This window comes from Neisseria sp. P0009.S007 (assembly GCF_051962515.1).
Map to the genome: position 1 here is coordinate 1 of NZ_JBQCVF010000160.1, position 3435 is coordinate 3435.

General features: G+C 44.5%; 2 protein-coding genes. Both read right to left on the bottom strand.

The window, feature by feature from the left end:
* Positions 1 to 2219, bottom strand: a 2219-nt coding sequence (locus ACTHS3_RS10825) for an ESPR-type extended signal peptide-containing protein (RefSeq protein WP_440367946.1), incomplete at its 3' end; no start/stop codon positions are given.
* Between the two features lie 566 nt (positions 2220 to 2785).
* Entirely contained in the window at positions 2786 to 3406 is a 621-nt protein-coding gene (locus tag ACTHS3_RS10830) for an L-threonylcarbamoyladenylate synthase (protein ID WP_036491940.1), read from the bottom strand.
* Between the last annotated feature and the right edge of the window lie 29 nt (positions 3407 to 3435).

Below are 3435 nucleotides of genomic sequence, written 5' to 3' on the forward strand. Positions count from 1 at the left end.
TTACCAATGGCGATAGAATAAGCTTGCGTTGTCTGCGCCTGATGACCGATTGCAACAGAATCATCACCGACTGCATTTGACAAATAGCCCATTGCCGTACCGTTATTTTGTGCCGCTGCCCTTGCACCGACAACGGTTGCATTTCCATAGTTGGCTCTACTGTGAGCACCAACGACTACAGAGTAATTGTAATTATTTTCTGTATTCAAACCTATGGCGATAGAACCTGTACCGCGGGAATTGGCATTAGAACCTAAGGCAACAGCGCCAACAGTTCCCGAAGTTACCGTTGCATTTGGACCAACAGCAACAGAATCTTCGCCAAGTACGTTGGCATTATGACCCAAGGAAACACTACCCGTCGCACCAGTACTTGTTGCCGCATTCGGTCCGATGGCAATCGAATTGGTTGCTTTTGCACCGTCATTGTTCCAGTTTTTCGTACCGTCAGTTTTGCCTTCTTCTGACTTAACAGAGAAATAGCGGACACGCTCAATTGCACTCAAAACACCATAAAGCTGTGAGCCGTTGATCGCATCAGTGGAAGTAGCGGAAATATCGCCAGGGGATACATTAATGATTTGGCGTTCGTAACCTTTGGAACCGACAGACACAACATCACCGGCATCGGTAGTTTGACCGCCTGCCCAAGTGTAGGTTACACCCATAATTTCGCGTTGAACGTATGCCTGACCTTCTTTATCGGTTTTAGAAGCCGTACCCAAAGCCACAGAATTCAGCAAAGTAGCCTTCGCACCTGTACCCAAAGCTACACCACCAAAGGCAGTGGCCTGAGATTTGGTACCGATAGCCAGAGACAAATCGGCAGATGAATTAGACTGCACACCTAATGCAACAGAACCTTGACCGGCAATAGTATTACCATAAGAACCGCTATACATCGTATCACCAGTCATCTCTTTATAAATATCACGCAGACTTTTACCGCTCAGCGTATATTCACCGGTCTTTGCACCTTTTTCATTATATTTGATGAATTTATCCGTTGCATTGCCAGAATATCGAGTACCACCTACCGAATCTAAATCATCACCACCAATAGCAACAGATGAATTACCATTAGCCAAGACATTGCCACCAACCGCAATAGATTGGTCTCCCTTTGCCCACGCACCCTCAGGTCTGCCCTGTGGATCAACACGGTTACCTGAACCAATAGCAATAGACTGAGTTATCTTAGAACTACTTGAATCGCCTACTCGAGCCGTATTACCAATAGCAATATTATTGTGAGTTACATTCACATTCATAATATTTTGCGAAAGAACCCCAGATGCACGTCCAATAGCAATCGTACCAAGTCCTGTTGCATTCGCGTCTGCACCAAGTGCAATAGCACTTGATGCTGCATTACCCGAAGCTGGAGAATTTGCCACTGCACTTTTACCGATGGCAATGGTATTTCCAGTTTGAGCTTGGGCTGAATTACCTATGGCAATAGACTCACTTTGATAACCCACTGCATTGGTACCGATTGCAATGGCATTTTGCGCATTGGCTGCAGCCTGACTGCCGCTGCCAATTGCAATGCCGTCTTGACCTCTTGATGTGCTGGATTGGCCCAAAGCCATTGAGCCTATACCAAATGCTTGCGCCGAATTACCCAATGCTGTTGTGTTCGTATTATTGGCAAGAGCATTCTTACCTACCGCTGTCGCTTGCGTACCATTTGCTTTGGAATCTGCACCCAATGCTGTTGAATCTACAGAAACAGCATTGGCACTTTTACCTATCGCTGTTGCATATGAACTACTTGCACTTGTATCTGCACCCATTGCAACAGCATGAGTTTGAGTAGCTTTAGCATTGGTACCCACGGCCAGGCTGTTATTATGTGTTGCATTTGCACTCGTACCTACCGCAACTGCACCATTAGCCGTAGCATTGGCTGATGCTCCTATTGACAGCGCACCAATACCGGTCGCTGTTGCACCGCTGACCGCAGTAGCACTGGTCGGAGGATCAACCGCAATTTGTCCTCGTCCCGCAGTTGCCGCATACGAATTACCTGCACCCAAAAGAGCTGCCGAAATTACTGTCAATCTGAAAACTGTCGCAATACCATTTTTACCGGATTCGGCAGATACATCTGTACTGTTTTGTTCTGCAGACGATTTCACACGGCCTTTGGCCAATTCGGAAGTTACGACAAAAGATTGAATCGTACGGTTCCAAACAACTTTAAATATCTTATTCATAGGTGTGTCTTTCTCTTTTTATGATAGGTAAAAGCGTGAGCATGAGCATGACGCTACTTTAAGAATTTATGCGAGGGTTTCCCAGCAAAATGCTTATCTCAAGCTGACGTTTATTGTCACTTTGAGACGAAATTTAGGCTTTTGACTATCCCGCAACGGTATAGTATTTCATACTTACAAAATATCCGCTAGTCTAAAATATCAACCGATTATCTTTAATTTTTAAACAAAATCATGACGTTTAAACAGAAAAACCAATCATCAAAAGTTCTCCAGTCATGTTTTTATTAATAAGCGTAATGTTGTATTCCGTCGACAAGTCATCAGCAATCACAGTAATCATGCAAGCAACGTGCCAATTGCTCGTAATTTTATTTAAAATGAATTGTTTTCTAAAAAATGGAAAAAGCCGTCTGAAAGATTTCAGACGGCCTTTGATGAAATGATTTTGAACAATTGCTTAATTGAATAATTTGTTTTTTAAACTATCAATAAAATTGGCAATATGCTTTTAATACGTCATAGAAAGAATACGCATATCCCTACTTATACAAATGCGGATGGTTTTACAAACCGAATACGGCAATATCGCCCTTGCCTTGACGAATCAGCTCGGTGCCATCGGTCATATCGATAACTGTCGTCGGCTCAGTACCGCACCAGCCGCCATCAATAACCAAATCGACAGCATGTTCAAGACGATCTCGGATTTCGTATGGATCGGTCAATGGCTCTTCATCTTCAGGCAGCATAAGGGTGCAACTTAAAATAGGTTCGCCCAATTCTTGCAAAAGTGCCAAGGCAGTAGCGTTATCAGGAACACGCAGACCGATGGTTTTACGCTTGGGGTGAAGCGTGCGATTGGGTACTTCTTTGGTTGCCTGCAGGATAAAGGTATAACTGCCGGGCGTAGCTGCTTTGAGCTGGCGGAATTGGGCATTATCTACTTTGGCATAAGTACCCAATTCGCTCAAATCGGCACACATCAGGGTCAGATGGTGTTTTTGATCGATTTTACGAATCGCTAGAATACGCTCCATCGCGTTTTTGTCGCCTAGTTTGCAGCCAAGCGCATAGCAGGAATCCGTAGGGTAAACGATGACGCCGCCACTGCGGACAATATCGGCGGCTTGCTTGATGAGGCGGTCTTGGGGATTATCGGGATGGATGGCGAAAAATTGTGCCATGTTTTTTTCCTTATCATTCTAATGGTTTG

Coding starts and splice junctions, on each gene's coding strand:
- ACTHS3_RS10830 (WP_036491940.1), bottom strand. CDS start 3,406: ATGGCACAATTTTTCGCCATCCATCCCGATAATCCCCAAGACCGCCTC.